This window comes from Streptomyces sp. MB09-01, assembly GCF_033794505.1.
In the GTDB taxonomy this organism is placed as follows: domain Bacteria; phylum Actinomycetota; class Actinomycetes; order Streptomycetales; family Streptomycetaceae; genus Streptomyces.
On sequence record NZ_JARAYQ010000014.1, the window covers coordinates 39,050 to 62,845 of the forward strand.

The window sequence follows — 23,796 nt, forward strand, 5'->3', positions numbered from 1 at the left end:
GTCTCATGCTCTTCCTCGTAGGTGCGTTACTGGTGCTCGGCGTCGTCCTCGGCGTCGTGGCCCATGTACCCGCGCCCGTCAGCGCGGTCGCCGGTCTCGCCATCGCACTCTGGCTCGCCCTCTTCGCCGCACGGGAGCACCTCCTCGGCCGCCGCCGGGGCGGACGGCTCGACCACGACCGCGGAGGTGTCCGATGAGCCCACGGGCGGATTCCCGTACCGCAGCCCGGATCCCGGCCCGTACCCGTGACGCCGATGCGATGGCCGTCACCGGCTTCGTCCTCGGCTTGGTGGGGCTGCTCGTGATGAACCTGATCCTCGGACCGATCGCCGTCGTCCTCGGCGCCCTCGCACTGCTGCGGCACACGACCAGGCCCGGCCGGGCCCGCCTGGCCATCGGCCTGGGCCTGGCCGACGTGGTGCTCCTCGCCTGCCTCGTCACCGCCGACGGGACCTGGTCGTGGAGCCTGACCTGAGCCACCCGGCCCGGAGGCGGCCCGAGGCGAGTTCAGGGGCGGCCCGCCACGACCGGGGCGACACTGGCGGAGTGGGCGACAGCGAACGGGATACGGAGCAGCGCTTGGAGCGCGTCATCCTGGAGCTGCTGGAGCGTCGCGGGCCGACCGCGACGATCTGCCCCTCGGATGCCGCGCGAGCCGCGTATCCGGGCGAGGACGACGGATGGCGCGCGCTCATGGAACCGGCGAGGTGCGCGGCCCGGCGGCTGGTCGAGGCCGGCGAGGTGGACATCACCCAGGGCGGGCGTCCCGTCGATCCGGGCACGGCCCGCGGTCCGATCCGGATCCGCCGCCACCGATGAGTTGTGCGGCGGCGGCCGGTCTACCTCTCGTCAGCACGCCGAGCGGAACAGTCGCCCCGGAAGGGTGAGGAACATGAAGTACATGATCCAGATGAACGTACCGGCAGCCGAGTGGGACGCCGTCATGTCGTCGTACTCCGACGAGGACATGCAGGCCATGTTCGCCCACATGGACGCCCTCAACAACGAACTCACCTCCGCCGGGGAATGGGTGGACGGGCAGGGCCTCGGCGGCCCCGCGCTGGTCAAGACGGTGCGGGCCGGGAGCGACGGCCGGCCCCAGGTGACCGACGGGCCGGCCCGGGCGGGAGACATCCTGGCCGGGTACTGGGTCGTCGACGTCAAGAGCGAGGAACGGGCCCTGGAGATCGCCGCACGGGCGTCGGCCTGCCCCGGACCGGGTGGGAAGCCCGGCAACGACCCGGTCGAGGTGCACCCGATCTCCGAGGCCCCGACGGCAGCCTGAGCCGCCGGCCCGGCCCGGCCCGGTCCGGTCCGGCCCGGCTCGTTCCGGCTCGGTGAGGCGCCGCACGTCTGGGGCCGGTGAGGTGAACCTGTACGTCGGACGGCGGCGGGGCGGGTGGCAGCAGTGGCAGTCCCCCGAGGCGCACTCGAGGCTCGGTTCCGGGGGCGAGCGCGAGGAAGGGGCAGCAGGCAATGTCACAGGCCAATGAGGAGGGCGTCGCCGACCGCCCGTTCGGTACGGTGGACCGGCGTCGGAGTCGAGCCGGACACCTGGGGACCGCGCTCAGGCGGACCAATCTGCTACCGGCGTTCCTGGTGCTCACGGCCATGACGGTCGCCCTGTGGCTGATGGGTATGCCGTTCCTCCAGGCCCTGACGATCTCCACCGGAGTGAAGATCGCGGTGGCTCTGCTCGAACTCCGCCGGCTGCCCACCCACGGCGACGAGCCGCCGTCCTAGGAACGGCCGCGCCGCCCCTCCGCCCACGGTGGCAGGATGCCCCGGACGGGGGATGGCCACTGGGGAGTGAGGTGGGGGACATGTGGGAGGCGCTGGACGCGGTGGACTGGCGGGCGCTGGAGGCGGTGGGGCCGGACCGTCCGGCCACCGACGTGCCGAAGGTGCTGCGCCGGATCGCCGGGGCGGATGCCACCACCCGTCCGGAGGCGGTGGAGCGGGCGTCCGGAGACCTGCAGGACCTCCTGCTGGCCCCGGAGCGGACTCCGGGGCGCGGCACCGACGTGGGCACGGCTGCGCTGCCGTTCGTGGTGGGCCTCGCCCTGGCCCCGGAAACGGCCGCACGGCCGGCCCTGGTCGATCTGCTGGCGCACCTGGCGTGCGACGGCGCGGCCGACTCCGCACGGGCAGCGGCGTGGCGGCGGCAGTGGCCCCGTCTGCGGAAGCTGTTCGACGACGGGGATCCCGTGGTGCGGAGGACCGCGCTCCAGTTGATCGCCGACCGGACCGGCCCCCTGCTGGAGCGGTGGTACGAGGAGACGGACCTCTCGGTGCGGGTGACCCTCTTGCTGGCGCTGGGCCGGGCCGCGGCCGCCGAGGAGCCTACGGAGCCTACGGACACCACCGAGGCCACGGACGCCGAGGTACGGGCCGTGCTGGACGGCGCACTCCACGGCGAGAACCCGGTTCTGCGGGTGGCGGCCGTGATCGCCGCAGCTTCTCTGGACCCGCAGGCCGTGCTGCGTGCCCGCCCCATGCTGTTGGAGATCCTCACCGATCCCGTACTCGCCCCGGAGTTCGGGCAGGTCTGGTACACCCTGGACTGCGACACACCGTACGAGCGCAACGACGTCGCGGCCTGGGTCGTGGAACTGCTGGAGTCCGACCCGACGGTGGCGACCTCGTTCGTGGCCGCACTGGCCGAGACCGGGATCCGGATCGGCGATGCGGAGCTGCGCCGGTGCGCGCTGGACGAGGCGTGGCGGCTGTTGTCGGTCCGGCCCTCCGCGGCAGCGGCCGTACTGCAGCTGGCGGCCGGGCTGCTGGCCGACCCGGACGACGACGTGCGCTACAAGGCCGCGCACCTGCTGGCGGTGCTCGGTCCCAGGGCGGCCCCGTACGCCGACCGGCTCGCCGCCCTCCTCGAAGACCCCGGCGAATCGCGGTTCTTCGACGGCACCGTCGGTGACCACGCGCGGTGGGCCCTGACCCGGATCGGGGACCTTCGGGCCCTGCCCGATCTCGTCGAACGGCTCGTCGCGCCCTACCGGGACATGCAGGGCCGAGGCTATGCCCTGAGCGACCCGCGGCAGCCGGACGTCGCCGACGTCCTCCGGCCCCTGCGCGCGCACGCCGGAGTGCTCCTGCCCGCGGTACGAGAAGCCTTTCGGGACGAGGTCTCCCGCGCGGGGTGGCTGGTCGGGGACCTCCGAGAGGTCCTCCACACGTGGGGCGAGAAGCCGCTGCTGCCCGGTGAGCTCGAGCCGTACCCGTACCGGTGGGAACCACCGGAGCTGGAACCGGCGCAGGCGGAGGCGACGGTGCTGGCGTACGCCACCGACGGGCAGTGGCACTGGACGCTCGCCACCGCCCTCGACGTGCTCGCCCGGCCTGGACACCTCGCCCCACCGGTCCGGGAAGCACTCACGGCACTGGCGGGCGCGGACCGCCGACACTCGGAGTACGGCGACTACCGGGCGTTCCTCGAGGACGAGGAGATCCGGGCACGCATCGACAGGGTGCTTGCGCTTCCGTAGCGCCGCCCTCGCGACGCGCACGGGACGGTCGGAGCGTCAGGGCGAGGGAGGACCAAGGAGGGCCGGGGTCCGGACCGTTCGGGCGGGCCGGGCGATGACGCATCGTCCCGGTGCCGTTTCCTAGGCGGACCGGCGGCGCAGAGCCCGGCGAACCCCGTACAGGACGACGAGCAGCACGATGACGACGACCACGACGATCAAGAGATTCTTGAACAGGCCGCTCTTCTTCTTGCTCTTCTTCTTGCCCTTCTTGGTCCCGGTGATGGCCCGGGCCTGGGACGACATCGGTGCCTGGAGACCGGTTGCCACGCCGGCGCCGGCGAGGACACCACCCTGCGGCAGCGCCGCGGCGGCAGGAGCCTGCCGGGCGGCCGGAGCGGCCGCCGAGGCGGTTGCCGCAGGACCCAGGAGCAGCCCGGCGAGCACCAAGAGCGGGACGATCGCTGCCGCGACCCTCGGGCGTTTCTTCGGATTGCTGTTCGTTGTCACTGTCTCCCCTGTTCTCCCCTGCCCGAGCCGGGCCCGGCGGGATCCGGAAGGCCGGGGCTCGAAAGCATCGTCGACGAGTTCGACCGCCCCGGCAAGGACATGGGCTGCTCCGGGCGCCGGATCGTCGACGCGAGGATCCACCTGCGCAACGGCCCCTCAGTTCTTCGCGGCGGCCTCGGCATTGCGCCAGACCGTCAGGTCGACGCTGATGAAGGCGGTCTCGTTCTTGCCGCCCGACCTGCCGCGGAAGGTCGCCAGGGTGATGTGGCCGGCCTTGCTCAGCACGCAGACCTCCGACCCGTCCGTGAGCTGGTCGAGGCCGATCTTCTCGGTGAAGCGGGTCACGGCGCGGCAGGTCTCCAGGGAGCCCTTCTCGGAGTTGTTCAGCAGGACGAGCTTGCCGTTCCTGGTACCGAACTTCTCGTCCCCGAACAGGATGTCCCGGTAGTAGAAGAGGTCGCCGTGCCCGTAGAGCACCCCGGCGCCGGTCGGCTCCTCGGCCGGACGCGGCGGATTGTCGGCGAACATCAGCTGGTGGTTCTGGGGCACGTCGATGCCCTGGTACGAGACCGGCTGCGGGTCGGGCCGCTTCTGCGAGGTGCTGCCGCCGCCCGACGCCTTGTCGCCCCCGCCCTTGCCGGAGCCGTCCGGCAGCAGGGACCCGATGACCGCGAGCCCGATGACCGCCGCCGCCACCGCCCCGATGACGATCAGCCCCGTCCGCTTGGCGCGCGGCGGAGCGGGCGGACCGGGAACGAAGCCCTGGGTGTGGAACGGCGGCGGCATGCTGTGGCCCGGGGCGTACGTGGGCTGCGTGTACTGGGGTTGGCTGTACTGCGGCCGGTTGTGCTGCGGCGGCGGATACGAAGCCTGCGCGTACGGGGGCGGCGTCGGGTAGCCCGGCGGCACGGCGCCCGGCGCCCCCGGCGCCGGAGCTGTCTGCGTCGGCGCGGCGGCCACACCGGTCGGCGGGTACCCGGGCGAGGCGGCGGGTGCCGCAGGCGCAGCCGGGGCGGCCGGTGAGTGCGGCGAGACCTCCGTCGGAGTCGGCGTCGGAGTCGGCGCGGCCGTCGGCGGCTGCGGCGGCGGGGTGGGCGCCGGCGCGGGCAGCCGCAGCCGCTCGGTGAGGGAACCGGCGACGGCCTGCGGCAACCAGTCCTCGCCCTGGCGCAGCGGGGCCTCCGAGGCCGCGTTGCACAGCTCGATGACCTCGGCCAGGGTCGGGCGGTCGGCCGGATCGCGGCTGAGGCAGCGGGTCACCACCGGCCGCAACTCCTCCGGCAGGGCGCTGAGGTCGGGGTCCTCGTGCACGATCCGGTAGAGCACCGCGTGCGAGGGCCCGTCGCCGAAGACAGAGGCCCCGATCGCGGTGAAGGCCGCGATCTGCCCGAGGGCGAAGACGTCGGTGGCCGGGGTGACCGTGCCGGCCGAGGCCTGTTCGGGCGCCATGAACGCCGGGGTGCCGACGCTGACGCCGGTACTGGTCAGAGCGGTGGAGTCGGCGGCCCGGGCGATGCCGAAGTCGATGACGCGCGGGCCGTCGGAGGCGAGCAGCACGTTGGCGGGCTTCAGGTCCCGGTGGACGATGCCCGCGCCGTGGATGACGTGCAGCGCCTCGGCGACCCCGACGGTCAAGAGCAGCACGCTGCGCACCGGCAGCGCGCCGTGCCGGGCGACGGCGTGGGCGAGCGAGGGGCCGGGTACGTAGGCGGTGGCCAGCCAGGGCTGGGGGCCCTCGGTGTCCGAGTCGATGACCGGTGCGGTGTAGAGCCCCTGGACCCGCTCCGCGGCCCGCACCTCCTGTTGGAAGCGCCGCCGGAACTCGGGGTCCTCGCTGAACTCGGGCCGGATCACCTTGATGGCGATGGGCCGACCGCCCGGCGTGTAGGAGAGGTAGACCTTGCCCATGCCGCCCGCGCCCAGCACGGCCGCCAGGCGGTAGCCGCCCACGACGGCCGGGTCGTCCGCCTTGAGCGGCTGGAAGAAGTCGGCGGAAGGTGCGCTGCCCATGGGATCCATCTCTGATTGCGGCGATGCAGCACCTGCCGGCGCCCCGAAGTCAACCGAGAGCGTACCCAATGCCAGGACCACCCCGCCCCGGACCACCGGACCGGCTCAGGCAGTTGGTGGATCGGGCCGCGGCGTCGCGGGCACCGGTCCCGGCGGTAAGGTCGGCGACCGCCTGCGCGCGAACCCCGCGGCCGGTCGCCGCGGTGCCGAGTCCGGCCGCCTCTTCGGTAGGCCGTCGATCGCGTCTGGAGGGCTGTTGCGAGGGCGCTCCTGGTTGTTCGTCACGCAACGACCTCGGACGCGGTCGTGCTCGACTCCGCTGACCCCCCTCGGAAGGGACCCTCTAGGATGTCGGCCGCGCGTTGATGTCACATGCGGTTGACGTCACGCTGGGGCGTGCCCATGCGCAGTCGTGCGTCCGTGAGCCGCCCGACCGGATGCGTCCGGGTAGCTGTTCCTACGGGGGAGAACTTCGGTGTTCGGAATCATCAGGCCATGCCGTCATCGCCTGGGCGAGGGCTTGCGTACCGAGTGGATGGCGCATCTGTGCGGGCTGTGCCTGACCTTGCGCAGCGAGTACGGCCAGTTCGCGAGGGTGGCCACCAACTACGACGGGCTGATCGTCTCGGTGCTGACCGAAGCGCAGTCGGAGCGTACCGGGGACTGGCGGCGAGGTGCCGGACCGTGCCCGCTGCGCGGGATGCGGTCGGCGGACGTGGCGCAGGGTGAGGGTGCGCGGCTGGCGGCGACGGTGTCGCTGGTGCTGGCCGCAGCGAAGATGCGTGACCACGTGGCCGATGGCGACGGCCTGGTGGGGCGCCGCCCGGTGGCGCTGGCGGCACGCCGGATCGCCCACAACTGGGACCGTGCGGGCGTCGCAGGCGGCGAACGACTCGGCTTCGACACCGCGCTGCTGCTCCGGGCGGTCGAGCGCCAGCCGGACATCGAGCGGTCGACCCGCCCCGGTGGCTCGCTGCTGACGGTCACGGAGCCCGCGGAGACGGCCACCGCCGCCGCCTTCGCGTACACCGCAGTGCTCACGGACCGCCCGGGCAACGCCGAGCCGCTGGCGGAGGCCGGCCGTCTGTTCGGTCGGCTGGCGCATCTGCTGGACGCGGTGGAGGACCTGGACGCGGACGAGGCGTCCGGCGCGTGGAACCCGATCGCCGTGACCGGCGCGGACCGCGCCGAGGTGCGCGGGCTCTGCGACGACGCCGTCCGTGGCATCCGACTCGCCCTGTCCGACGCTGTTTTCGTCGACGGTCGGCTGGTACGGGTGCTCCTGGGCGGCGAGTTGGAGCGTGCCGTCGATCGGGTCTTCGACCCTCGACACCGTCACCATCAGCACCGCCGCCAGGTGCGGGGCCTGCGCATGCTGCCCTGGCTGGGACGCCGTGCGGAGGCGGAAACGCCCTCGGGGACCGGCACGGGCACGGCCTGCGGCGTAGGGGAGCTTGCGGGCGCGGCCCCGGAGGGCGGGGCGATGGCGTCGGGCCGGCCGTCGGAGGGGCAGTGCCGGCGGTGTGGCGAGTGGGGCCGGTTGTGCGGCGATTGCAGGTTGTGCTCCAGGTGCTGCCGCTGCAACGAAGACGCCGGCCAGGATGACGGAGAGCCCATCCAGTTCGGCGACGGCAACCGCAACGGCGGCTCGAACCGCGACGGTTCCGGCAGGGACGGTTCCGGGAGTGACGGCTGGTTCGGCGGCCAAGGCGGCGGCAACTCGGGTGGCTCCTCCGGCGGTTCTGGCGGCGGTCACGGGTCCAGTGGCTCCGGTGGTTCCGGTGGTTCCGGCGGTTCCGGCGGTGGCTCGGGTGACGGCTGCGGCGGCGGTGGCTGCTGCAATCCGTGCAAGTGCTGCTGCGACTGCTGCGACTGAAACGACGGATGAGCCCGGTTCCCCGCCCGGTGGGGAACCGGGTGCCGAACTACTCGGCACTGTGCGTCGACGACGGCGTACGCACCGGCTGTACCGCCTACACCCGTGCGACCCGGCCCCGCTGAAGCTTCAGCGGGGGGTGGTGACCAGCCTGGAAGCGCAGCAGGGTGGACGGCTGAATGGACAAGCCGGCGCTGACCGAGGCCCGCTCGGCAGATCTTCCGGCGGCCTTCGAGGGCGGCCTCGTGGCACGTGGCCGCGAGTGCTGCAGCGGGGGCCGCATGGGGGGCGGCAGCGCGGCGGAAGACCTCGGTCCAGGCGCCCGGAAGGAAGGGTGCTCGCTGCCGGTCGTCCTGGATCTCGGCGCCGGCCCGACTCGCGAAGCCGTGTCCCGGCCGTTCCGGGTCGGCAAAATGGTTTGAGCTCGGGCGGCGGCACCGACAGGATGGGAGAACACCGATGAGTTCTTCCCGGCGCCGCAGTCTGTCAGTGTGACCTGCCCACGTGCGGAGGACACTCACAGGACGGAAGGCACCATGCCCGCACCACACGCAACACCCACCCTCTCGCCCGCCCGCGTCACCGCCGTGCTGCGGATTCTCGTGCTGTCCACGTTCGTCGTCCTCCTCAACGAGACGATCATGGTCAACGCGATCCCGCGGCTCATGCGCGATTTCGAGGTCACCGCGGCAGCCGCAGGGTGGCTGTCCACGGCCTTCATGCTCACCATGGCTGTCGTCATCCCGGTGACGGGCTGGTTCCTCCAGCGCGTGACGACTCGGACCGCCTTCGGCCTCGCCATGGCACTGTTCCTCGCCGGCACGGCTCTGGCCGCGGCCGCGCCCGCCTTCCCCGTACTGCTGGCCGCCCGCGTCATCCAGGCCAGCGGCACCGCCGTCATGATGCCGCTGCTCATGACGACGCTGATGACCCTCGTGCCCCCGCACGACCGCGGCCGCGTCATGGGCAACATCACCCTCGTCATCTCCGTCGCACCCGCCCTCGGCCCCGCCGTCTCCGGTGTGCTGCTGCAGCTGGGGTCATGGCGCCTGCTGTTCTTGGCCGTGCTTCCCATCGCCGGAGCCATGGCCCTGTTCGGCCGGCGCAAACTGGTCAACATCGGCGAGCCGCAGGCCGGCCCGATCGACTGGTTGTCCGTCCCCCTGGCGGCAGCGGGCTTCGGCGCCCTGGTCTACGGCCTGAGCGGGCTCGGTGCCGGGGACGAGGCCCAGGCCCCCGTGCCCCCGGAGGCCACGACCCTGGTCGGCGCCGTGCTGGTAGGCCTGTTCGTATGGCGACAGCTGGCACTGCAGCGCTCGTCCGCACCGCTGCTGGACCTGCGGGCTCTGACGTTCCGTCACTTCTCCGTGGCCCTCGCCCTGATGTGCCTGTCCTTCATGGCCCTCATGGGTGCGTTCATCCTGCTGCCGATCTATCTGCAGGAGGTGTGCGGCCTGACCTCACTGCAGACCGGGCTGCTCCTCATCCCCGGCGGCGTGACCATGGGCCTGCTCGGACCACAGGTCGGCAAGCTCTACGACCGATTCGGCGCACCACGCCTGGTCGTACCCGGAGCCGTACTCACGGCGCTTTGTCTCGCGCTGTTCGCCCTCACGGGCGAACAGACCTCGCCCTGGCTGGTGCTCGCCCTTCACGTGGCCCTCAGTGCGGGCATGGCGTTCGTCTTCACCCCCGTCTTCACCTCCGGCCTGTCCGTCCTGCCGCCGCACCTCTACCCCCACGGCTCCGCCATCCTGGGCTCGCTCCAACAAGTCGCGGCCGCCGCCGGCACCGCCCTGGTCATCAGCGTCATGTCGGGACGGGCCGCCGCGGCAGCAGCCGACGGCGCCGACACCACCGGCGCCCTCGCCACGGGCATCCGGTGGGGATTCGGCATCGGCGCCGTGCTCGGCGCCCTGGCCGTGCTGGTCGCGTTGCTGATCCGCACCCCGCCCGCTCCGCAACAGCCTGCGTCGGAAGCCCAGGACGAGGACGGCACCACGGCGAACAAAACCGCCCACACACCCACCTGACGCCCTGGAGGACCGGCCCGGTGCTCGCCGCGACGAGGGGGGCACGGATCGACCGCGGCCCATGACCCGTCCGGTCGGACCCGGCGACCAGCAGCGCCGGGTCCGCTGGCGGCCTGGCCTGTCTGCGGTGGGCAAGGGCGAGCAGGGCAGGGACTGGGACTCGTTCTCCAGCGGACGACGGCGACGAGCGGATGTCCTTCACCTGGTACCCGGACCGGGAGTACTTCACCGGCGGCGCCGGCATGCCCTGCGCCTACGACCCGCAGGGGAAGCACGGGGACGCCGGCCCTGCCGGGGACGGCCAGAGGCCACCCGCCTTCGTGCCCGCACAACGGGACCAGCGGGCGGCCCGCCCTAGGGTCACGAGGTGACGGGGGCGGGAGCGGACGTCACGCGCTCTGCCCGACAGCCTTCGGCCTTGTGGCCCGGTCGGCCATGCCATCGCGTCCTCCGGCATGCAGACCGGCGCCGACGTACTAGGCGTTGCTCCACCCGGTTGTGCTGGAATACGAGTCGAGCAGGTCCACGACGAAGACCAGGGTCGAGCCCGCCGGGATCAGCGGCGAGGGCGACTGATTGCCGTAGCCGAGACGCGGGGGAACGATGATCTCGCGCCGGCCGCCGACCTTCATCCCCCTCACCCCCCGGTCCCAGCCCTTGATGACCCTGCCGCTGCCCAGGGCGAACTTGAACGGCTGGCCCCGTTCCCAGGAGGCGTCGAACTCCTTCCCGGACTCGAAGGCCACCCCCACGTAGTGGACCTTGATCACCATGCCCGGCTTCGCCTCGGCTCCGTTCCCGACGACCAGGTCCCGGATGGTCAGCTCGGTAGGAGCGTCACCCTTAGGAACGTCGACCTCGGGCTTCGTCAGTTCACTCATTGCAGCCTCATCACTCTCCGTCGACAATCCCCGCACGGACCGGCCGGACCCATGGACATCCCATGCCGTAGTGGTCACGCTACCGAGAATGCCGATCCCCGGAGCACACCGCGTCCACCGGCCACACGTGATGATCTTTCACATGGCCGATGAACGCCGACCGCGTCGTGGATCAGCCCAGGAAATCGCACAGGAGGCGCCTGACGGGCAAAAGCCCAGGTCAGGCGCCTCCTTTTGTACCTCTAGAAGAAGCCGAGCTTCTTCGGGGAGTAGGAGACCAGCATGTTCGTGGTCTCCTGGTGGTACAGCAGCTGCACCCATGCTGACCAGGGCAAACGGCAGTTGGTATGGCTCCTTGGAGGAGGCTCGTCCGGAAATGGTCCGGATCGCGGAGCGTGCGGTCCTGGGGCGGCGGGATGGGGTGGGGCGGGAAGTTCTGGTAGCGATGGGGAGCGGGGAGCCCGGCGCAGTCAGGCGAGCTGGGGTCCTGCCCTCCACGATGTCCCTGGCGACAAGCGTGCCCCGCCGGCCCGAGTTCGCGGCCGCCGTTATATCGGGCCCACGAGCAAGGCGATGTCCGCGTCTTTCGAGTCGAGGGCTGTGCGGTGCACGTCACGGATTCCCGGGCCCAGTTCGTACGCGGCGATGCGATGAGGCTGCCGTTCCCGGACGGCGGGCGTCGGTGGCGAACAGCGGCTTCGTCCCTGCTCCTGACCGGCCGTCGCAGGGATGGCCCGCATCCTGCGCCCTGGCGGCACGCTCCCCGCGTACCTCTGGGATTACACCCAGGGAGGCATGGAACTCATCCGCTACTTCTGGGAACCGCAGTCTCCCTGGACGAGGGCAGTCGGGAGCTGGACGAGTTCCTGCGAGCGGCCGGCCTGGCGGACGTGGAGGTCGACGAGATCAACATCGCCACACGCTTCAGGAATTTCGACGACTACGGGGCCCCGTTCCTGGGCGGGCAAGGGCATGCCCCGTCGCTCGCTTCACTGTCGCAGAAGGGGGGCAGGTCCTCTGTCTGGTGGGCCCCGCTCCGGTTACGGGCCTCACGTCCCCTTCGGGGAGGCGGGTGGCAGGCGACGGCAGGACGTCCGCGCCACCGGACCCGCCCGCACCGCTGCTCCGCCGCCACGGGCGGCTCCGGGCTGTCCGCCACGGCAGGTGTGTGCAGCTGCGCAGATTCAACGGAGGCCCGGCCCTCCACGGCACCGGCGGCTCCGGGTGCGGATCCGATCCGGCAGCAGGACCGTGCCCGCGAGTGCGCCGTAAGCCAGCTCGTCAGGCGCCCACAGAACGCGCGACACCCCGCGCCCGGCAGGAACGGCTGATGGTGGCCGAGGTGGCGGGACGCTCACGCCGGGCCCGGCTGAACCGGGCCGCGCTCCGAGCAGCCCGGTTCGACGGGGCGCTTCAGGCGGGACGTGATCCGGGAGCGCATGGAGGGTATCTACTCGGCCGGCACCCTGAGGGAGCTGCGCGACTTTGTCCGGGCTTCCACCGGTCGCCCGGACTGGGATTTCACCTCGTGGCGCCGGACGGGTGTGGCGCCGAAACGTGAATGGCGCCCGGTTGGAGGATCGGGCGCCATTCACTGAGAGCCGTGCCGCGGGCTGACCGTACCGCGCGACCACGACCAGCACGAAGGAGATGGGCAAGCTCCGCTATGTCGTGGAGCAGACCTCGCCCTATTCCACCAGTTCAAACGACTCGCCGTCCGCTGGGAACGCCGCACCGAACTCTACGACGCCTTCGTCTCCATCGCCTGCGGCCCTCATCTACGGGCGACGCCTCAAGCGAGCCCAACCGTGATCGTGTTGGGAGCTCCCAGCGACGCGTACGGAGTACTACCGCTTGCACACCCAGTGTGACCCCGCCTAGCTTCGCAATCAGTGTGTGCTTGCCCGGGCTTCGTTCAGTTTACGTAACTGATGGAGTCCGGCAAATGGAAGCTAATTCACCAGTCCGGCTGCCAGGTCACAGCATTAGCCGACTGTACTGCCGCATGACCGGATCGCGGTCTGCGCCGAGAGTCAAGGAGAAGACCATGAAGAAGACCATTCTTGTCGTGGTGTGCGTGGCAGCGGCTACAGTCTTCCCGGTAGTGCCCAGCCAGGCAGCTCAGGTCGTACTCGTTGTGGATGACAACGGAGCGCAATGCCCGGGGGCAGCTTTCACCACGATCCAGGCAGCGATTACCGCGGCCTCGCCGGGAGACGAGATCAGGGTCTGCGCCGGCACATACAATGAGGTTGTCACCGTGAACAAGGCGAACTTGCGGTTGGTCGGACCGGCCGCCGCCCCCAGAGGGACAGCGTGCCGCCAGGCCGGAGCTCCGGATCCGACTAGGCAGGCAATCATTCAGTCGGCGGACGGTTCAGGCACTGTCCGCTTGGCGGAGAACGGCATCAGGTTCTCCCGCTTCACCGTTCAGAACAATACCTCGAGTTATGGCATTGTCATGAGTGCGGCACACTCGGGCCACCAAGTGCGGCAGAACTTGATCCAGGGTAATGTGTTCGGAGTCTATTTCAACTCCAGCGGCGCAATCCTTTCCGAGGTTGAACAGAACTGTATTCGCCAGAACAATGAACCCGGTTCCGCAAGCGGCAATGGAGTCTACTCGGATGCGGGCTTGAAGAACGCGGACATCGAAGATAACACCTTTTCCGGTAACGAGAACTCTGGTGTCCTTCTGGACGCACTGGCACCCGGAGGAGTCGATAATGTCAGAGTAAACAGAAACACATCCTTGGAGGACAGGGCCTTTGCGTTCATCTTCAAGTCCAGCAACGTCGCCGTAGGGAGCAACATCATCCGGGACAACTTTGGCGCCCCCGGGATCTTCTTCGGCGACAGCAATACGAACTTGAGGATCACCTCCAATATCATTGAGAGGGGCTTCCTGGGCGTGCGGGCCAACGCCTTTGGCCTCTCGCCCAACACCAACGTCACCATCACCGGCAACATCATCAGAAACTCCGAATCAAGCACCGTCGGCCACGGCATCAGCGTGGCAGCGAACTCCCTCGCGAACTCCGTCATCTCCCGCAACACCGCCACCGGCAACGCGGGCGACGGCATCCGCATCGATGCCGGCGGCAACGGGGGCAACACCATCAGCTTCAACGTCGCCCGCGGCAGCGGCATGCTCGACTGCCGCGACAACACCACCGGCACCGGCACCGGTGGCACGGCCAACACCTGGGTTCGCAACATTGGCCCGAGCGCGGCCCCTCCCAGCATCTGCCTCTGATCGAACTGCTGAGCCCGGATCCACCGGCTCGATGCCTGTGGATAGTACTCCAGCCGTAGATCGTGATCTCGCTGGTGAAGGCCGGCACTGAGACGGATGCGGGCACCACTGATCATCGGCGTGTGAAGACTGAAGATCGTGCCGTAGCCGCGGGCCACAGCGTGGCCCCTGTCCGCTGGCGGGAGGCGTTTGAATGCCTGATGGGCCGGATCGCCGGTCGGTTCGTCCGGGTTGAACCCCGGCGTCGGGTACGGCAGTTGATGCTTGGCCTGCTGGCGGACCTGCCGCGCAAGAACTGTTGGACGATCGCCGAGCATGTCGGGGACGCCACCCCGGACGGGCTGCAGCACCTGCTAGGGCGGGCGAAGTGGGACGCCGACCTGGTCCGCGACGACCTGCGCAACTACGTGCTCGAGCACCTCGCGGACGACCAAGCGGTTCTGGTGGTCGACGAGACCGGCGACCTGAAGAAGGGCACCTGCACCCTGGGCGTGCAGCGCCAGTACACCGGCACCGCGGGCAGGGTAGAGAACGCCCAGGTCGCCGTCTACCTCACCTACACCTCCCGGCACGGTCACGCTGGCATCGACCGCGCCCTATACCTGCCCAAGTCCTGGACCGGCGACGTTGACCGACGCGAACAGGCCGCCGTCCCAGAAGAGGTCGGCTTCGCGACCAAGCCTCAGTTGGCCCAGCAGATGATCGAGCGCGTCCTGAATGCCGGAGCCCCGGCCGCGTGGGCGGCCGGCGACGAGGTCTACGGCGACAACACGAAACTGCGGGCCGCTTTGGAGGCACGCGGGCTCGGCTACGTGCTCGCGGTCTCGTGCACCCACCGCATCCCCACCGCGGCCGGCACCCAGCGCGCCGACCACCTCGCCAAACGGATCCCGCGCCCGGCCTGGCAGAAAGTGTCCGCCGGACAAGGGGCGAAGGGACACCGCTACTACGACTGGGCGTTGGTCGCCATCACCGCAGGTGATCCGACGGGCCATCAGCACCTGGTGATCCGCCGCAACCGCACGACCGGCGAGCTGGCCTACTACCGCTGCTACTCGGCCCGCCCGGTGCCGCTGTCCACGCTGGTCAGGGTCGCGGGAAGCCGATGGACGGTGGAGGAGACGTTCCAGAGCTCGAAGGGACTGGCGGGACTGGACGAGCACCAAGTGCGCCGCTGGGACTCCTGGCACCGCTGGGGCACCCTGGCCCTGCTCGCCCACGCCTTCCTCGCCATCACCGCCGCCCGCGAACGCCGCGACCAGGCCCCGGCCGACGACGGGACCAGCCCCGACGGCCTGATCCCGCTCACCTGCAATGAGATCCAGCGCCTGTTCACCGCGCTGACCGTCCGGTCGGCCCGCGACACTGCCCACCGACTGCGCTGGTCCACCTGGCGGCGACGCCACCAAGCCCGCGCCCGCCGCAGTCACTACCGCCGTCAGGCAGCCCTCCACTTATGAAGATCACGATCCCAGGCGGGAGTGCCCGTTCGTTTCTCCCCCACGCGAGGGAGGCGGATGGTCCGCGCGGCGGATGCGACCGGTGCGGCGGCAGGGGGAATCTTGAGTGTCAATAATGCGGAACCGGAGGTCACGGTGGCTGTTCCTACGAAATTGCAGACACATACCGGCTCCAGCCCGCCGTTGCAGGACGCGGGGTGGGCGGTGTGGTCGCGGCGCTGGCCCACGTGGGTACCGCACGCCGCCGCGGCGTGGGGCGTGTTGTTCGCCGCAGTCCAGGTCACGTGGGCTGCATCAGGCGCCGCCGTGCCCTGGTCACCGGATGTCGCGTATGCGCGGACGGTCCAGCTCCTGCTGGCGGCCATCGCCGTCCTGGCTGCCGGGGCCTGCCTGGCCACTACCCGGACGCTTGCCAGGCGTGGCCGAGTGATGGTGGCAGCGGCGCTGATCCTGGCGGTCCCGGTTTCTGTGATGGGGATGGCCAGTCTGCCGGCGTACTTCGTGATGCTGGCGTCGTTCTCCGGGGTGGACAGCGTCACCGGCCTGGCGCATGACCTGTTGAGCGCGGTGGGCGCCGCTCTTCTCATCCTCGTCGGAATGTCGTACCGCCGACGGCTGCGAGGCAGGTGCCCTCGGTGCGGACAGGACCACGCGGGTGGTTTTGACGGTCCGCTTGCCCACCCTGGCCCCTCCGTCGCGTCGAAGCGAACCCGAGTCGCGGTCTACCTGCTCATGTGCGGGCTTCTGCCGTGGGCTGGGGTCAAGACCATCTGGACGCTGGGTGGCGATGCGATCGGCGTCACGGCGCAAGGGTGGCGGGAGACGAACGCAGGCGAGTCGGGGCTGGCAAAGGCCCTCGCATCGGTGGGAATCGATGTCACCGTGCTGGCCGCGGTGGCTGCGATTTTCCTGTTGCTGGGACTGCTGTACCCGTGGGGGCAAGTGTTCCCCCGATGGACCCTGATCCTCTCCGGGCGGCGAGTCCCACGCCTACTGCCCTTGCTGCCAGCGTGGTTGAGCTCCGTCGGCCTGTCGGTATACGGAGTCGTCCTGCTGATCTACGCCCCGCTCAGCGCCACCGGAGTACTGCCGAAGCTGAAACCGTCGGGGGGAGCGTTCACCACCAGTTCCGGGATCACCTGGATGGTCGCCTTCGGCGGTCTAGCCTTCGCCGGCCTGGGCTTCGGCCTCATCGCGGCCGCCCGTTCCTACTCCGCCCGGACCCGCCCCATCTGCGCCAGTACCGCCACCCGCGTACCGGCGCCGTCCGCGCAGCAATCGAGCTCCGCCAGCCCCCGCCAGCGAGATCACGATCTACGGCTGGAGTAATAGTTCCTCCGGAAACGAAGAAGTTCCTTGTGGCTTGCGATGATGGGGGTTTCTCTAGGACCCCAACAGGCCTGATCAGCAAGGCGCTTCCGAGATGAAGTCTTCCCATGCCGCAGCGGCGGTCCCATCCGCGTTCGACAACCCGAACCTGATCGCGTACGGCGGGCTGGAGCCGCTGGTGCGGCTGGCCGAGCGGTGCTGTGTGCCCGCGCTGGCCGCGGAGCACATCCGACTGCCGCGCTCGAAGGACGGCACCCCGGCGCCTTCCCTGCGGCGAAAGTGATGTCGCTGGTGGGTTCCGCGCCGGGGTGCTCGGTGAGCCAGGCCGCGAAGGTCTCGGCGGTGCGGTCAGGCAGTACATCCACAACGCGGTCAAACGGTGACACGGCCCGCAGGCGGACCGGACAGCGGCCGTGAGCGCAGTGGCCACCGGTGTGAGGCCCGCACAGGCGGACGCACGCCTGGACGGGACCCGCCCCGCCCTCAGCCTGAGACGGCCTTGGCCCAGCCCTTGCGCTCGCCCCCGGGACCGGGAGCCGGCGGCCACCACCAGGTCGTTTTCGCCCTTGCGGCGTGCGTGCCCTTCGCGATCGCCCTGCTGGTGCTCCTCATCGAGTTCACGCCCGCGCACGTCGGGTACACCGTCCCGCTACTGGTGGCGACACCCGCTCTGGCGGCGGTGACGATGGGGCCGAAGGGCACGCTCGCGGCGGTGGGGGCGGCCGTCGGTGTCAGCTTGGCCACCGCCACCTACAACCAGGCCTGGGGCAGCCAACAGGTCTACACGAACTTCCTCGCCCTGTTCCTGGTCTCGGCCGCGAGCTTCATGTCGAGCAGCGCTGCGCGCACGCGCAGGGAGAACGAGCTCAACCAGGTCCGCCGGATCGCCACGGCCGCCCAGGAGGCCCTCCTACGGCCCGTGCCGGACCGGCTGGGCCCCGTACGGGCGTCCAGCATGTACCTGGCGGCCGAGACGGGCGCGCAGATCGGCGGCGATCTGTACGACGTGGTCCAGACCCAGTACGGGGTCCGGATGATCGTCGGGGATGTCCGGGGCAAGGGATTGCCCGCCGTACGGGCCGCCGCGGTCGTGCTGGGTGCGTTCCGGGAGGTCGTCCACTACGAGGACGACCTGGCGGAGGTCATCAACCACTGCGGAGAGGCCCTGCGCCGGGACGCCGTCGTCGCGGTCGCGGTCGCGGGCGTGGTCGGCGGTGACGACGCCCTCCTGGAGGGATTTGTCACCGCGCTCGTGGCCCAGATCCCGGACAGCCCGCACTTCGAGACGATCAACCGGGGCCACCCGCTGCCGCTGCTCCTGAGCAACGGCACGGTCCGGCCCTTGGTGCCCACCGTCCCCCTGCCGCCGTTCGGGCTTGAGGAATTCATCAGCGGCCCTCCTGCGTTGACGGACAGCTATCCGTTCGCACCGGGGGACCGGCTGCAGCTGTACACCGACGGCGTCATCGAGGCCCGCGACTGGGACGACACCTTCTTCGACCTGCCCGAGGCCATGATGGCCATGCGTGACCCCACCCGACAGGCGTTCCTGGAGGGCCTGCGCCAAGCGTTGCTCCGCCACGCCCAGAGCCGCCTCGCGGACGACGTGGCGGTCATCCTCGTCGACCGGTGCGAGGACGAGGGGCACCAGCCGACCGGAGGCCCGACGTAGTGTCCGCGGCAGGTCAGGTGAACACGCGCCGGCCATGGAGTGCCTCCCGCTGCCGGGGGACTGTAAAAGGTCGGTGTAACTCCTGATCATGGAAGATGCATCGATGATCAGCAAGAACGTGACCGTGGACGAGTCTGCCGAGCCGACTGAGCAGGCGCTGTCGAGGTCTGTGGATGACCGGCTGATTGACGAGCCGGTTGGCCATGCCCAGGCCCGAGGGCCCGCAGCCCGCCCTGGCCTGTGAGGTTGGTCCGGTCGGCCTTGGCCCGGTTCCGCCAGCTGGCCGATCAACTGGTCATCCAGCATGGTCGGATCCAGCCCGGCCAGCCGGGTGAGCGGGCGTTAGCCCATTTCCTCCAGGGTTTTGCCCTTGGTCTCCTTGATGCAGAACACCACCAACGGGGTGGACAGCAAGGCGAACACGGCGTAGATGACGTAGGTCGCCGACAGGTTCCAGTGGGCGAGGTCCGGGAAGGTGACGGTGATTGCCCAGTTGGCGATCCACTGGGCCGAGGCGGCCACCGACAGGGCGAGTGCGCGGATCGCGTTCGGGAACATCTCGCCGAGCAGTACCCAGACCACCACGCCCCAGGAGAAGGCGAAGCAGAAGACAAAGACGTGCGCGGCCACCAGTGCCACCGTCGCGTACGTGTCGTCCAGGGCGACGTTGTCCCTGGTGCCCTGGCGGAACGAGAACGCCCACGCGGCCGTGCCGAGCGCGAGCGTCATGCCGGCCGAGCCCGCCAGTGCCAGCGGCTTGCGGCCGATACGGTCGACCAGGGCCATCGCGACCACCGCGCCGACCACGTTGACGATCGAGGTGGAGAGGCTGATCAGCAGCGAGTTGCTCTCGTCGATGCCCACCGACTGCCACAGGAAGCACGAGTAGTAGAAGATCACGTTGATGCCGACGAACTGCTGGAACACCGAGGCCCCGATGCCGACCCCGACGATCAACTTCTTAGAAGAAGCCGATCTTCTTTGGTGAATAACTTACTAAAAAGTTTTTCGTCTGCTGGTAGTGCTCCAGCATCATCTTGTGGGTTTCCCGTCCGATGCCGGACTGCTTGTAGCCGCCGAAGGCCGCATGGGCCGGGTAGGCGTGGTAGCAGTTCGTCCAGACCCGGCCCGCCTGGATCGCGCGGCCCGCGCGGTAGGCCGTGTTGATGTCGCGGGTCCAGACGCCGGCGCCCAGGCCGTACGCCGTGTCGTTGGCGATCCGTACGGCGTCGTCGAAGTCCTGGAAGGAGGTCACGGACACCACCGGGCCGAAGATCTCCTCCTGGAAGATCCGCATGCGGTTGTCGCCCTCGAAGATGGTCGGCTGCACGTAGTAGCCGCCGGCCAGATCGCCGCCGTGGTCGATGCGGCCGCCGCCCGTGAGGATCTTCGCGCCTTCCTGCTGGCCGATCTCCACGTACGACAGGACCTTCTTCAGCTGCTCCTCGGAGGCCTGCGCGCCGATCATCGTGTCCGTGTCCAACGGGTGCCCCGGCACGATCAGTTCGGTGCGGGCCACGGCCGCGTCGAGGAAGTCCCCGTACCGGCCCCGCTCGATGAGGGCCCGCGACGGGCTCGTGCACACCTCGCCCTGATTGAGCGCGAACATCGCGAAGCCCTCCAGGGCCTTGTCGCGCAGGTCGTCGTCCGTCGACCAGATGTCGTCGAAGAAGAGGTTCGGGCTCTTGCCGCCGAGTTCCAGGGTGACCGGCTTCAGGTGCTCGGCCGCGTACTGCATGATCAGCCGCCCCGTCGCGGTCTCCCCGGTGAACGCGATCTTCGCCACGCGAGGGCTGGAGGCGAGCGGCTTGCCGGCCTCCTCGCCGAAGCCGTTGACGATGTTCACCACACCCGCCGGCAGCAGGTCGGACACCAGGCTCAGCCAGTAGTGGACCGACGCCGGGGTCTGCTCGGCCGGCTTCAGCACCACCGTGTTGCCCGCCGCCAGCGCCGGAGCGAGCTTCCACACCGCCATCAGGATCGGGAAGTTCCAGGGAATGATCTGGCCGACCACGCCCAGCGGCTCGTGGAAGTGGTAGGCGACCGTGTCCTCGTCGATCTGGCTGAGCGCCCCCTCCTGCGCACGCAGCGCCCCCGCGAAGTAGCGGAACTGGTCGATCGCGAGGGGGATGTCGGCGGCCAGCGTCTCGCGGATCGGCTTGCCGTTCTCCCAGCTCTCGGCAAGGGCGAGGGACTCCAGGTTCTGCTCCATCCGGTCCGCGATCCGCAGCAGGATCGTCGACCGCTCGGTGATGGAGGTGCGCCCCCAGGCGGGCGCGGCGGCGTGGGCCGCGTCCAGCGCCCGCTCCACGTCCTCGGCGCTGCCGCGCGCGACCTCGGTGAAGGGCTGCCCGTTGACGGGGGAGGGGTTCTCGAAGTAGCGGCCGAGGGCCGGCTCGACGTACTCGCCGCCGATGAAGTGGCCGTAGCGGGACGCGTACGACATGAGCGCCCCCTCGGTACCGGGCGCAGCGTAACGGGCCATGGTGTCCTCCCCTTTGCCGGGCGCCGCCCACCGTCGGACGGCGCTCGGGGGGAGGCTAGGAGCGGGCAGGTTGCGGATACGTTGCACGCCGTCCGCGAAGGCGTGCCGCGGTCGTGCCGTCCTCCCGCGCACCGAGCTCACGGTCCAGGGCGCGTACGCGGGCCAGCGCGGCCGACCGGTCCGCGGACGGCAGCGCCGCCGCCAGCGCCCGCCACGCCTCCGGGTCGTCCGCGCCCCACGGGCTGCATACCCAGTCGGTCAGCAGCCCGGCATCGGCCCGGGCGATCACGGCGGCCCGCGCCTGGTCCTCGAGCCGGCGGCGCAGTCGCACGATGCCGGGCGCCGTGGAGGCGGGCAGCAGCGGCCCCGGATAGTGGTGGAGCGCCGCGGAGACCGCTCCGGCGGCCAACTGCCGGGTCAGCGCCGTGAAATCGGCGGCCAGCGGACCTGCCGTGCGGTAAGGGCGCGAGAGCGGCGCCGCCGGGCCGAGCAGCGCGCGCAGCCGGGACATCTCGGCGCGCAACGTCACCGGTGACACCGACTCGTCCTCGTACAGGGCGATCGACAGCTCCTCGCCCGACAGACCCTCGGGATGGTGTGCGAGCAGGGCCATGATCTCGCTGTGCCGCCGGCCGAGCCGTACCCTCAGCCCGCCCGCCACCAGCAGCGCCTGGTCCCGGCCGAGGGCCGTCAGGGTGTCCCCGGCGGCCGGCGGGCCGGGGGTGAGCAGCGTCAGCTGACCCTCCGCAGCCCGGGCGACCGCCTGCACGAAGGCGAGGGAGTGGGGGTGGGCGAGGCCGTCGCCGCCGGTGATGTCCACCGCGCCCAGCACCCTGCCCGTCCGCGGATCCCGCACCGGCGCCGCCGCGCAGGTCCAGGGATGCACCCGGCGGCTGAAGTGCTCGGCCCCGAAGACCTGCACCGGCTCGCCCACCGCGACCGCCGTACCGGGCGCGTTGGTGCCCATCGCCGTCTCCGCCCAGCGCGCACCGGGCACGAAGCCGAGCCGCTCCGCCCGCCGCAGCGTGCCCGGTTCGCCTTCCACCCACAGCAGGCTGCCCCGCGCGTCGCACACCGCCAGCAGATGCGCCCCCCGCGCGGCGAACGCCCCGACGAGGTCCCGGAACAGCGGCATCGCCCGGGCGAGCGGGTGCTCCTCGCGGTACGACCGCAGCTCCGACTCCCCCAGCTCCACCCGGGGTGCGCACTCCGGGCTGAGCCGGGCCCGCGCGGACCGCCGCCAGGACCGCGCGATCACCGCCCGGACCGGCGCCTCGACGCGACCGTCCCGCGTGAACGCGGCATGCGCCCGCCGCAGTTCCCGCGTGCGCGCGGCCGGATCGGCCCCGCCCGGCAGCGCCACCGACGGATCGCCCATGTCACCCTCCCGCGTGCCGCGGTACCCGGAGCGCTCCATCGTCGTCCCGGCACGGGCCCCCGGCAAGCCGTACGTCGGCCACTGCCTCCGCGCCACACCGGCCCCGGCCCCGGGGCCGGCCGGGCCCCTGCTCCCGCGTCACGTCGGCCGGTCCGCGCCGGAACCTCACCCCGCGGGGCCGGCCTCCAGCGCCGAGGCCGGGTCCGGCGCCGACGGCCCCGCCGGAATCCACCGGTCCCCCTCACGGCGGTACGGCCACCAGCGCCCCTCCCGGCCCAGCCGGAGCTGGCGGCCGGTACCCGCCTCCGTCCAGCGGGCCCGGACCCGGCGGAGCACCGGAGCAGCCTCGTCCGCCCAGGCCGCGGCCAGGGCCGCCCGGGCGCCGGCCAGCGTCGTCCGGTCCGGCGTCCAGTCCTCCTCCAGCGCCGCCAGGCCCGGGGCCGCACCGAAGCCCCAGGCGCGTACGGCCAGTTCCATGTCCGCCCGGCTGCGTCCGGTAGCCGAGGCCAGGCGGGAGCGCACCCGGAAGTCATCGGCCTCGGCCGTGAGTCGTACGGCGTCTTCGGCCACCGTGAGGGGAGGCGGCGCGGTGCGGTCGGCGTGGCCCGGAGCCACCGCCTCCGCCAGCAGCCGGTGCGCCTCGGTCGCGGCCGCCTGCGCCAGGAACTCCACCGCGTCCACGTCGATTTCCGGTTCCGCCTCGCCCTCGGTGTCCAGCGTCGGCGGCTGCCCCGGCGCGTCCGGCAGCCGCGGCGGCGGTGGCAGCGGCGGCAGCGGGCGCACCGCGTACGCCTGCCCCGCCGGGACACCCGCGTCGGCCGGCGCCACGCGCACGGCCTCCGCGCCCGCCGTGCTGCGCTCCTCCAGCTCGCCGACCAGGTCGCGCTCGCCGCGCCCGCGCAGGAGGAGCAGCACGAAGGGGTCCTGGTCCAGCAGCCGGGCCACCTGGTAGCAGAGTGCGGCCGTGTGCGGGCAGTGGTCCCACTCGCCGCAGTCGCAGCGCGGATCGAGGTCCCCGATGCCGGGCAGCAGTTCCACCCCGGCGGCCGCCGCGTCCTCGGCCAGCCCCGGCGGCACCTCCCGGTCCAGCAGCGCCGCGATGTACCCCGACTCCGCGGCCGCCAGAGCCAGCAGCCGGTCCCATTCCGCTTCCGTGAACTCCTGCACCAGTACGTCCGTCCGGTGCGCCGTGCCGTCCCGGTCGCGCACCACCGCGGTGAGCCCGCCGGGGCGCACCGAGACCGCGCCCACCGCACCCGAGCGCGCGTACCGGCGGCCCTGCCTGACCTGCTCCCCGTCCAGCGCGCTGTCCTCCAGGGCGCGCAGCCAGGCGTGGCCCCACCACGTGCGGGCGAAGGCGCGGCCGGGGGCGGGCGGGAGCGCCGGGAACGTCTTCTCGTGCTGCCCCCGCGGGTCGTGGGTGCTCATCG

General features: G+C 71.1%; 21 protein-coding genes and 1 pseudogene. 15 read left to right on the forward strand and 7 right to left on the reverse strand.

What is annotated here, in order from left to right; translation table 11 throughout:
• Positions 1–5 precede the first annotated feature (5 nt).
• The 6 genes from PV721_RS05240 to PV721_RS05265 all read left to right on the forward strand — a co-directional run bounded on the left by PV721_RS05240 (position 6) and on the right by PV721_RS05265 (position 3,497).
• Positions 6–197, forward strand: a complete 192-nt coding sequence (locus tag PV721_RS05240; RefSeq protein WP_319721615.1) for a hypothetical protein — start codon at positions 6–8, stop codon at positions 195–197.
• Positions 194–475: a DUF4190 domain-containing protein gene (locus tag PV721_RS05245; RefSeq protein WP_319721617.1), complete on the forward strand. Its 282-nt coding sequence runs from the start codon at positions 194–196 to the stop codon at positions 473–475. The genes PV721_RS05240 and PV721_RS05245 overlap by 4 nt, the downstream gene beginning before the upstream one ends.
• Before the next feature lie 104 nt (positions 476–579).
• Complete coding sequence (locus tag PV721_RS05250) at positions 580–819, forward strand: DUF3253 domain-containing protein (protein WP_416371027.1); 240 nt, start codon at positions 580–582, stop codon at positions 817–819.
• 73 nt (positions 820–892) lie between these two features.
• On the forward strand, positions 893–1,285 hold the full coding sequence (locus tag PV721_RS05255) for a YciI family protein (RefSeq protein ID WP_319721619.1): 393 nt from the start codon (positions 893–895) through the stop codon (positions 1,283–1,285).
• Between the two features lie 191 nt (positions 1,286–1,476).
• Positions 1,477–1,743, forward strand: a complete 267-nt coding sequence (locus PV721_RS05260; RefSeq protein ID WP_319721620.1) for a hypothetical protein — start codon at positions 1,477–1,479, stop codon at positions 1,741–1,743.
• An 80-nt stretch (positions 1,744–1,823) separates the two neighbouring features.
• Entirely contained in the window at positions 1,824–3,497 is a 1,674-nt protein-coding gene (locus PV721_RS05265; RefSeq protein WP_319721621.1) for a hypothetical protein, read from the forward strand.
• Between the two features lie 120 nt (positions 3,498–3,617).
• Here PV721_RS05265 and PV721_RS05270 read toward each other — a convergent pair whose 3' ends face one another.
• Positions 3,618–3,986 carry a hypothetical protein gene (locus tag PV721_RS05270; RefSeq protein WP_319721622.1) on the reverse strand — a complete coding sequence of 123 codons (369 nt, stop codon included), beginning with the start codon at positions 3,984–3,986 and terminating at the stop codon, positions 3,618–3,620.
• 156 nt (positions 3,987–4,142) lie between these two features.
• A complete protein-coding gene (locus PV721_RS05275; protein WP_416371028.1) occupies positions 4,143–5,996 on the reverse strand; it encodes a serine/threonine-protein kinase in 1,854 nt (617 codons plus the stop codon).
• A 475-nt stretch (positions 5,997–6,471) separates the two neighbouring features.
• Here PV721_RS05275 and PV721_RS05280 point away from each other — a divergent pair, with 475 nt between their 5' ends.
• The 3 genes from PV721_RS05280 to PV721_RS05290 all read left to right on the forward strand — a co-directional run bounded on the left by PV721_RS05280 (position 6,472) and on the right by PV721_RS05290 (position 10,276).
• Positions 6,472–7,872: a DUF5685 family protein gene (locus PV721_RS05280; protein ID WP_319721625.1), complete on the forward strand. Its 1,401-nt coding sequence runs from the start codon at positions 6,472–6,474 to the stop codon at positions 7,870–7,872.
• A 536-nt stretch (positions 7,873–8,408) separates the two neighbouring features.
• Complete coding sequence (locus PV721_RS05285) at positions 8,409–9,905, forward strand: DHA2 family efflux MFS transporter permease subunit (RefSeq protein WP_319721627.1); 1,497 nt, start codon at positions 8,409–8,411, stop codon at positions 9,903–9,905.
• A gap of 191 nt (positions 9,906–10,096) precedes the next feature.
• Positions 10,097–10,276, forward strand: coding sequence for a hypothetical protein (locus PV721_RS05290; RefSeq protein ID WP_319721628.1), 180 nt, complete (start codon positions 10,097–10,099; stop codon positions 10,274–10,276).
• Positions 10,277–10,381: 105 nt separating this feature from the next.
• Here the strand turns inward: PV721_RS05290 and PV721_RS05295 are convergent, their stop codons facing one another.
• A complete protein-coding gene (locus PV721_RS05295; protein WP_319721629.1) occupies positions 10,382–10,786 on the reverse strand; it encodes an FKBP-type peptidyl-prolyl cis-trans isomerase in 405 nt (134 codons plus the stop codon).
• A gap of 2,047 nt (positions 10,787–12,833) precedes the next feature.
• Between PV721_RS05295 and PV721_RS05300 the strand changes: the two genes are divergently transcribed.
• The 6 genes from PV721_RS05300 to PV721_RS05325 all read left to right on the forward strand — a co-directional run bounded on the left by PV721_RS05300 (position 12,834) and on the right by PV721_RS05325 (position 18,747).
• The gene (locus tag PV721_RS05300; protein WP_319721631.1) at positions 12,834–14,042 is read left to right on the forward strand and encodes a right-handed parallel beta-helix repeat-containing protein; all 1,209 of its coding nucleotides are present in this window, start codon (positions 12,834–12,836) and stop codon (positions 14,040–14,042) included.
• Positions 14,043–14,242: 200 nt separating this feature from the next.
• On the forward strand, positions 14,243–15,502 hold the full coding sequence (locus PV721_RS05305; RefSeq protein ID WP_319721653.1) for an IS701 family transposase: 1,260 nt from the start codon (positions 14,243–14,245) through the stop codon (positions 15,500–15,502).
• A gap of 57 nt (positions 15,503–15,559) precedes the next feature.
• Complete coding sequence (locus tag PV721_RS05310) at positions 15,560–16,831, forward strand: hypothetical protein (RefSeq protein WP_319721632.1); 1,272 nt, start codon at positions 15,560–15,562, stop codon at positions 16,829–16,831.
• 94 nt (positions 16,832–16,925) lie between these two features.
• On the forward strand, positions 16,926–17,114 hold the full coding sequence (locus tag PV721_RS05315; protein ID WP_053790793.1) for a hypothetical protein: 189 nt from the start codon (positions 16,926–16,928) through the stop codon (positions 17,112–17,114).
• 216 nt (positions 17,115–17,330) lie between these two features.
• Positions 17,331–18,503, forward strand: a complete 1,173-nt coding sequence (locus PV721_RS05320) for a PP2C family protein-serine/threonine phosphatase (protein WP_319721634.1) — start codon at positions 17,331–17,333, stop codon at positions 18,501–18,503.
• Between the two features lie 103 nt (positions 18,504–18,606).
• Positions 18,607–18,747: a hypothetical protein gene (locus PV721_RS05325; protein WP_166663208.1), complete on the forward strand. Its 141-nt coding sequence runs from the start codon at positions 18,607–18,609 to the stop codon at positions 18,745–18,747.
• A gap of 98 nt (positions 18,748–18,845) precedes the next feature.
• Here PV721_RS05325 and PV721_RS05330 read toward each other — a convergent pair.
• The 4 genes and pseudogenes from PV721_RS05330 to PV721_RS05345 form a co-directional block, all read right to left on the reverse strand.
• Positions 18,846–19,457 (reverse strand): annotated as a pseudogene (locus tag PV721_RS05330) (MFS transporter); the annotation flags it as partial.
• Positions 19,458–19,464: 7 nt separating this feature from the next.
• A complete protein-coding gene (locus PV721_RS05335; RefSeq protein ID WP_319721637.1) occupies positions 19,465–20,988 on the reverse strand; it encodes an aldehyde dehydrogenase family protein in 1,524 nt (507 codons plus the stop codon).
• A gap of 55 nt (positions 20,989–21,043) precedes the next feature.
• Positions 21,044–22,366: a GAF domain-containing protein gene (locus PV721_RS05340; RefSeq protein WP_319721639.1), complete on the reverse strand. Its 1,323-nt coding sequence runs from the start codon at positions 22,364–22,366 to the stop codon at positions 21,044–21,046.
• A gap of 165 nt (positions 22,367–22,531) precedes the next feature.
• Positions 22,532–23,794, reverse strand: a complete 1,263-nt coding sequence (locus tag PV721_RS05345; RefSeq protein ID WP_319721641.1) for an SWF or SNF family helicase — start codon at positions 23,792–23,794, stop codon at positions 22,532–22,534.
• Between the last annotated feature and the right edge of the window lie 2 nt (positions 23,795–23,796).